This is a genomic window from Mesorhizobium sp. M7A.F.Ca.CA.004.12.1.1 (genome assembly GCF_003997835.1).
Lineage (GTDB): Bacteria > Pseudomonadota > Alphaproteobacteria > Rhizobiales > Rhizobiaceae > Mesorhizobium.
The window spans coordinates 1-1,696 of record NZ_RZRK01001063.1; the positions used below are offsets into that span (position 1 = coordinate 1).

1 protein-coding gene and 1 pseudogene are annotated in these 1,696 nt (G+C 64.3%); one reads left to right on the forward strand and one right to left on the reverse strand.

The genetic code is table 11. The features are described 5' to 3' along the window. A partial coding sequence (locus EN984_RS33595) for an FAD-dependent oxidoreductase (protein WP_164765876.1) occupies nt 1-737 on the forward strand: 737 nt, incomplete at its 5' end. 69 nt (nt 738-806) lie between these two features. On the opposite strand, the pseudogene EN984_RS39135 reads toward EN984_RS33595, so the two are convergent. Further along, nucleotides 807-1,001: pseudogene (locus tag EN984_RS39135) on the reverse strand (DUF459 domain-containing protein); the annotation flags it as partial. Between the last annotated feature and the right edge of the window lie 695 nt (nt 1,002-1,696).

The following is a 1,696-nucleotide window of genomic DNA, read 5'->3' on the forward strand; positions in this document are numbered from 1 at the left end:
CCGAAACGCCGCGCGCGGCCGGCATTCCCGGCGACGATCTCGGCGGCGGGCATGACGCGATGCCCTATCTGGTGCAGCAGAACAGGCGTGTCGGCGGCGAACCGATCCAGTCGGTGGCGTGGCCGTCGCATCCGATCCTCGCCGGCGGCCAGCATGTCGTCGTCGTCGGCGGCGGCGACACTGCCTCCGACTGCGTCGGCACCGCCTTCCGCCAGGGCGCGGTGCGCGTCACCCAGCTCGACATCCGGCCGCAGCCGCCGGAAAAGGAAGACAAGCTGTCGGTCTGGCCATACTGGGCGACCAAGATGCGCACGTCATCCTCGCAGGCCGAAGGCGCCGAGCGCGAATTCCAGGTGGCGACGCTTGAATTCATCGGCGAAAACGGCCAGCTGACCGGGGTCAAATGCTGCGAAGTCGACGAAAAGCGCAAGCCGATCGCCGGCACCGAATTCGTCATCCGCGCCGATCTCGCGTTCATCGCCATCGGCTTTGCCGGGCCAGCCGCTCGCGGGCCGGTGTCGGAACTGGCCGGCCAGATGAAGATCGCCATTGACAGCCGCCGCTCGAAGAATGTCGAGGCCAATGACCGGGACTACAGGACCAGCGTCGAAAAGCTCTATGCGGCGGGCGACGTGCGGCGCGGCCAGTCGCTGGTCGTCTGGGCGATCCGCGAGGGCCGCCAGGCGGCGCGCGCCATCGATGAGGCGCTGATGGGATCGAGCGTGCTGCCGCGCTGAGTCCGTCTCGAGACCCTACTTGTGCGGCCACCTGAAGGCGCTTTCCGCCCTTCCGCTGCCCCGGGCAGCTTACGGACTGATCGCCGTGGTCGTTTCGGTTGTGGCCCCGGCCGCAGGCTGCCGCCTTGGCGGCCAAGAAAAATCGTCGGCGCGGCCGGGCGCAGCAGCGGGCGCCTTGCCCTCGACGACGAATTTTTCACCGGGCCCGTCCGGCTTGGCCGGCGCTGCGGCACCGAGAAGTTCCGAACCGCCGTCGAGTGCCGGTGATTGCGAGTCGGCGTCGGTAGCCGGGTCGGCGGCCTCAGTCTTTTCCTTCGAGGGTGGACTACGTTACTGGCCAGTACCGGCAACGCATCGAAGGAACTTTACAATCATAAAGGTACGTCACTGGTCTCGCGGCTCACCTATGACGATCTAGACGCGCATTCGAGTCCACAATCCGACTGGCATTTTCGTAAAGGCCTCCTCGGTGCGGGCGGCATCAGGGAGGATTTTCTCATGACGAGGACTTCTTACGGAAATGGGGGGCTACTCAAACACATTCAGTGATCAGCGCGGGGGCGGCGTCAGCTATTTCACCGCCGATCTTGGATATAATTTCTTGAACTCACCGCGCTACCGCATCGGTGCTTTTGTTGGCAACAATTTCTGGCACGAGAGCTACGATGCTTTCGGTTGCACGCAGCAGGCGACCAACTGGGGAACCTGTGTGCCAACCGTCCCACCTACGTCAACCTCTCAGCCAGGACAACGATTGGCATTCGCTGCGACTCGGCTTGGCCGGGCAGACGCAACTCACCGAGCGACTCAGCCTTTCTGGTGACGTGGCGTTCCTCTTCACGCGGCTCGACGGCAAAGAGCAGCACCACATGCGCCCAAGATCAAGCTAATTCCCGAAGACGGCGATGGGCATGGCGTCCAGCTCGAGGCGGTGTTGCGGCCGTGGCGAATAACGGCAC